The sequence below is a fragment of the Falsiroseomonas oryziterrae genome, from assembly GCF_021864505.1.
Taxonomy (GTDB): Bacteria; Pseudomonadota; Alphaproteobacteria; order Acetobacterales; family Acetobacteraceae; genus Falsiroseomonas; species Falsiroseomonas oryziterrae.
Map to the genome: position 1 here is coordinate 1 of NZ_JAKJIB010000299.1, position 5,271 is coordinate 5,271.

The following is a 5,271-nucleotide window of genomic DNA, read 5'->3' on the forward strand; positions in this document are numbered from 1 at the left end:
GCCGCCCAGCCGCCCGCCCAGCGCCTTGCCGCGCCCGTGCCGAACGGCCGCGTGCAGGTCCAGCTCGGCGCCCTGACCTCCGAGGAGGCGGCGCGGACCGAGTGGGACAGGCTGAGCCGCCGGGCGCCCGAGCTCTTCCAGGGCCGCACGCCGCAGATCCTGCGCCTCGACCGCGGTGCGGAGCAGGCGCCGCTGTTCCGCCTCCGCACCGGCGGCATCGCGGATGCCGAGGCCGCGCAGCAGTTCTGCGAGCAGGTCCGCGCCCGCGGCGGCGCCTGCGTCGTGGTGCGCAGCTGAGGTGGCGACGCCCAGGGCTGCCGTCGTCGGGATCGCGGGACCGTCGCTGGCGGCGGAGGAGGCGGCACTGCTGCGCCGCCACCGCCCGCTCGGCGCGATCCTGTTCCGGCGCAACGTGGTGGACCCCGCCCAGCTCGCGGCGCTCACCGCCGCGCTGCGAGAGGAGCTGGGGGCCGAGGCGCCCATCCTGGTGGACCAGGAAGGCGGCCGCGTGGCGCGGATGCGCCCGCCGCACTGGACCGCCTTCCCGCCGCCCGCCAGTTTCGAGGGCGGGCCGGAGGCCGCGGCCGAGGCCAATGCCGCGATGCTCGGCATGGAGTGCGCCGCGGTCGGGCTCGACGTGGTCTGCGCGCCGCTGCTCGACCTGCGCCTGCCGGGCGCGCATCAGGTGATCGGCGACCGCGCCTTCTCGGCCGATCCGGCCGAGGTCACGCGGCTCGGCGCGGCCTGGGTGCGGGGGCTCCAGGCGGCGGGCTGTGTCCCGGTGATCAAGCACATCCCCGGCCATGGCCGCGCGCTGGTCGACAGCCACGAAAGCCTGCCCCGGGTCGAGGCGAGCCGGGCCGAGCTTGCCGCCGATATCGCGCCCTTCCGCGACCTTGCCGGGTGCGGCGCCTGGGCGATGACGGCGCACATCCTCTACGCGGCCTGGGACGAGGCTCGCCCGGCGACGCTGTCGCCCGCCGTGATCGGCGATGTCATCCGCGGCGAGATCGGCTTCGACGGCGTGCTGGTCTCGGACGATCTCGCGATGGGCGCGATGCGCGGCCTGTCCAATGACCTGGCCGGCGCCGCGATAGAGGCCGGCTGCGACCTCGTCCTGCATTGCACGGGCGTGCTGGAGGAAACGGCCGCCCTGCTGGAGGCCTGCCCGGCGCTGTCCGATGGCGCCCTGCGCCGGCTGGCCGCCGCCCGCGACGCCGTCGGGGCGGCCCGGCGCCCGCTGCCGGCGGTGGCCTGAGCCTTGGAAGCCCTGCCCGGCTGGGCCGGAGAGGTCGCGGCGGTCGCGCTCGCGGCGATCCTCGCCATCACCCTCCACGAGGCGGCGCACGGCTATGCGGCGAAGTGGCTCGGCGACGATACCGCGGCGCGGCTCGGCCGGCTCAGCCTCAATCCGCTGCGCCATGTCGATCCGGTCGGGACGGTGCTGGTGCCGGCGCTGCTGCTGGTCAGCCAGCTGCTCACCATCGGCTCGGTGCAGGCCATGTTCGGCTGGGCGAAGCCGGTGCCGGTCGACATCTGGCGCCTGCGCGACCCCCGCTGGGGCATGGTCCTGGTGGCCGCGGCGGGGCCGGCGATCAATTTCGCTCTTGCCTGGGGCTTCGGCCTCGCGGCCCATGGGGTGGAGGCTGGCGCCGAGTCGCTCCCCGCCTGGGGAATGGAATGGCTGCTGCGCTTCATCGCGATGAGCATGCTGGTGAACGTCATTCTTGCCTGTTTCAACCTGCTGCCGATTCCCCCGCTCGATGGCGGGCGGATCCTGGTCGGCGTGCTGCCGGCCCCCGCGGCGCGCGCCGTGGCGGGGCTGGAGCGGGCGGGGCTGCTGCTGGTCCTCGGCGTGCTCTTCGTGCTGCCGCTGCTGCTCGACGGCTTCGACCCGCTCGGCTGGTTCGTCCGTGAGGTCGCGCTGCCGGTGCTGCGGCTGATGTTCACCCTCTCCGGCCATGGGACCCCCGCATGACCGCTGCCGCCCCCGCCGCTGCCTCCGCCCCTGGCTTTCCCGCTCCGCTCGGGACCGCCGGTACGCCGGTCCTGCATCTGCGCCTCGACGGGTTCGAGGGGCCGCTCGACCTGCTGCTGGAACTCGCGCGGTCGCAGAAGCTCGACCTCGGCACGATCTCGATCGTCGCGCTGGTGGACCAGTATCTCGCGGTGATCGAGCAGGCGCGTGGCCTCCGGCTGGAGATCCAGGCGGAATGGCTGGTCATGGCCGCCTGGCTCGCCTGGCTTAAGTCGCGCCTGCTGCTGCCGCGCGACGATGCGAACGAGGAGGATCCGGAGGCGATCGCGGGCCGCCTGACCGACCGCCTGGCCGAGCTCGAGCGCATGCGCGCGGGTGCCGCCTGGCTCGCGGCCCGGCCGCAGCTGGGGCGCGAGCTCTTCGCCCGTGGCGCGCCCGAGAACCTCACGGTGCAGGATCGCTCCGGCATCCGCGCCGACCTGACCGCGTTGTGCCAGGCCTATGTCACCGGGCGGCGCCGGGCGATCGCCAAGCGTCCCTATCGTCCGAAGCCGCGCCGGCTCTGGTCGGTGGGCGAGGCGCTGACCCGCCTGCAGCGGGTGCTGGGCGAGCTGCCCTCCTGGGCGGTACTCCAGCGCTTCCTCCCCGACGGGGACCTCGGCGCGGAGCTGGACACGGTCGAGCGCCGGGCGGCTCTTGCCAGCACGCTCGTGGCGGGCTTGGAGATGGCCCGCGGCGGGGCGGTCGAACTGCGCCAGGAGCGGGCCTTCGGCCCGATCATGCTCCGCCGCGCCGAGCGCGTGGAGGAGACCCAGGATGTGCGCGCCGCCTGAGCACGCGGCCCCGCCGGAGGCGGAGGAGACGGCGCCGGGACCTGCCGGGGACGACCCGGCGGATGCCGTGGTGGCGGGGCCTGCCGAGGATGCCGGCCCGCCGCCCGAGCCGGTTACGGTCACGGCAGAGGCCGTCCGGATCGCCGAGGCGCTGCTTTTCGCCTCCGACCGCCCGGTCCAGCCGGCGCGGCTACAACAGGTGCTGCCCGAGGGCCAGCAGGCCGCCGCCGTGCTCGCCGCCCTCGGGGCCGCGCTGGACGGGCGCGGGGTGATCCTGGCGGAGGTCGCGGGCGGCTTCGCGTTCCGCACCGCGCCGGATCTTGCCCCGGCACTCACCCGCGTGGTCGAGGTGCCGCGTCGGCTGCCGCGCGTCGCGATGGAGACGCTGGCCGTCATCGCCTGGCACCAGCCGGTCACCCGCGCCGAGGTCGAGGAGATCCGCGGCGCCGGGCTCTCCCAGGCCACGCTCGAGGCGCTGCTGGAACACGGGCTGATCGCGCCGAAGGGCCACAAGGAGGTCCCAGGCCGCCCGACGCTCTGGGGCACCACCCAGCGCTTCCTGGAGCAGTTCGGCCTGACCTCGCTGCGCGACCTGCCCAAGCGCGAGGAACTGGTCAGCGCCGAGGCGGCGGCGCCGCTCCTCTCGGCCGCCGAGGCCGCCGCAGCATCCGCCGAGGATGCGGCCGCGGAGGATGCGGGCGCGGGGGAGGCGGAGCCCGAGGCGCAGCAGGACGAGCCGGCGGAGGCCGAGGGCACGGCCGGGCCGGCATCCGCCCAGACGCCGGCCCGCTGACGCGGGAGAGGGCGGCGACGCGTCCATGAGCATCGCCTTCGAGGGCATCCGGCACAGCTACCCGGAGCGCGGCGAGGTGCTGCGCGGCCTCTCGCTCGCGGCGAGGCCCGGCGAGATCGTCTGCCTGCTTGGCCCCTCCGGCTGCGGCAAGACCACGCTGCTGCGCCTCGCTGCCGGGCTCGAGCCGCTGCAGGCCGGCCGCATCAGCCTGGGCGGCCAGACCATTGCCGAGCCCGGGCGCGACGTGCCGCCCGAGGCGCGCGGCGTCGGCTACGTCTTCCAGGACTACGCGCTGTTTCCCCACCTGACGGTCGAGGACAACGTCGCCTTCGGCCTGCGCTTCGTCCCGCGCGGGCAACGGAAATGGCGCATCATGGACGCGCTCGCTCGCGTCGGCCTTGAGGCGTACGCGAATGCCTGGCCGCACATGCTCTCGGGCGGGCAGCAGCAGCGCGTGGCGCTGGCTCGCGCGCTGGCGCCGCGGCCCGCCGTGCTGCTCCTGGACGAGGCTTTCGCGAGCCTGGATGCACGGCTGCGCGAGCAGGTCCGCGACGACACGCTGCACGTGCTGCAGGAAGCCGGGATCGCCACCCTCATCGTCACGCACGACGCCGAGGAAGCCATGTTCATGGCCGACCGCATCGCGCTGATGAACGAGGGGAGGATCGAGCAGCTCGGCACGCCGGCGGAGCTTTATCTCGGTCCCGCCAGCCGCTTCGTCGCGACCTTCCTCGGGGAAGTGAACCGGCTGCCGGCGCGGCTGCGCGCGGGGCGGGCGGAGACGCCGATCGGCACCATCGACCTCGGCAACCGCCTGCCGCCGGGCGGGCTGCCGCAGGAGGAGGGCGCGCCGGTCGAGGTCCTGCTCCGGCCGGAAGGGCTCCGGGTGCTCGAGGCACCCTCGGTGGACGGGCCGCCCGCGCCGCTCGCCGGGCATCTCGCGGGCTGCGGGGCGGTGGCGGAGGTCGAGGCCTGCCGGCTGCTCGGCGCCACCACGCTCGTGCACCTCGCGGTGCCGGACGGGGAGGGCGGGCTGCTGCACCTGCATGCGCGGCTGCCGCCCGGAATCTGGCTGAGCCGGGGCGAGAAGGTGTCGGTCGCGATGGATGCGGAGCGGGCCTTCGTATTCCCGCGGGAGCCTCCCTAGATAGGGGGCGGCTGCATTGGCGGGTGCCCTGCTTCCTGCTAGGGGAGGCGCCCCGCCGCCCGGCCACGTGGCCGGGTTCGGGGAAGGGGTGGCATGCTCGGGCTCGACTGGACGGAACTCGCGCTGATCGCGGTGGTCGCGGTGGTCGTCATCGGCCCCAAGGACCTGCCGGAGGCTGTGCGCGGGGTCGCAAAGGGCATCCAGAAGCTCCGCCGCATGGCCGGCGAGTTCCAGAGCCAGGTGGACGAGGTGGTCCGCGAGGCGAAGCTCGAGGACGTGCGGAATCAGATCAACGAGATCCGCAGCTTCGACTTCCGCAGCGCGGTGGAGCGCGAGATCGACAAGGACGGCTCGCTCCGCAAGACCTTCACCGAGGATCCGCTGAAGGACGCCTTCACGAGCCCGTCGCCGACAACAGGCGCGACGGTGACGCCTCCGCCCGTGCAGCCCGATCCGCCCGCGCCGACGCCGGCCGCGGGCAGCGCGCCTGCCTTCGTGCCGCCCGGTGTCGCGGCCGTGA

The 5,271-nt window shown here is 74.8% G+C and carries 7 protein-coding genes; all 7 read left to right on the top strand.

What is annotated here, in order from left to right:
- Nucleotides 1–297: SPOR domain-containing protein (locus L2I40_RS18580; protein WP_237216676.1), on the top strand; the 297-nt coding region annotated here is incomplete at its 5' end.
- Nucleotide 298: 1 nt separating this feature from the next.
- Nucleotides 299–1,258, top strand: a complete 960-nt coding sequence (nagZ, locus tag L2I40_RS18585) for a beta-N-acetylhexosaminidase (protein WP_237216677.1) — start codon at nt 299–301, stop codon at nt 1,256–1,258.
- A 3-nt stretch (nt 1,259–1,261) separates the two neighbouring features.
- Nucleotides 1,262–1,978 (top strand): site-2 protease family protein, encoded by a 717-nt coding sequence (locus L2I40_RS18590; protein WP_237216678.1) that lies wholly within the window; start codon nt 1,262–1,264, stop codon nt 1,976–1,978.
- Nucleotides 1,975–2,811 (top strand): segregation and condensation protein A, encoded by an 837-nt coding sequence (locus L2I40_RS18595; protein ID WP_237216679.1) that lies wholly within the window; start codon nt 1,975–1,977, stop codon nt 2,809–2,811. The genes L2I40_RS18590 and L2I40_RS18595 overlap by 4 nt, the downstream gene beginning before the upstream one ends.
- Complete coding sequence (gene scpB / locus L2I40_RS18600; RefSeq protein ID WP_237216680.1) at nt 2,795–3,604, top strand: SMC-Scp complex subunit ScpB; 810 nt, start codon at nt 2,795–2,797, stop codon at nt 3,602–3,604. Before L2I40_RS18595 ends, scpB begins: the two co-directional genes overlap by 17 nt.
- Before the next feature lie 25 nt (nt 3,605–3,629).
- A complete protein-coding gene (locus tag L2I40_RS18605; RefSeq protein ID WP_237216681.1) occupies nt 3,630–4,751 on the top strand; it encodes an ABC transporter ATP-binding protein in 1,122 nt (373 codons plus the stop codon).
- Between the two features lie 93 nt (nt 4,752–4,844).
- Nucleotides 4,845–5,271, top strand: a 427-nt coding sequence (gene tatB, locus L2I40_RS18610; RefSeq protein WP_237216682.1) for a Sec-independent protein translocase protein TatB, incomplete at its 3' end; no start/stop codon positions are given.

Bases quoted from the DNA above. Each gene is read 5' to 3' on its own strand.
- L2I40_RS18595 (WP_237216679.1), top strand. From the start codon at position 1,975: ATGACCGCTGCCGCCCCCGCCGCTGCCTCCGCCCCTGGCTTTCCCGCT.
- scpB (WP_237216680.1), top strand. From the start codon at position 2,795: ATGTGCGCGCCGCCTGAGCACGCGGCCCCGCCGGAGGCGGAGGAGACG.
- L2I40_RS18605 (WP_237216681.1), top strand. From the start codon at position 3,630: ATGAGCATCGCCTTCGAGGGCATCCGGCACAGCTACCCGGAGCGCGGC.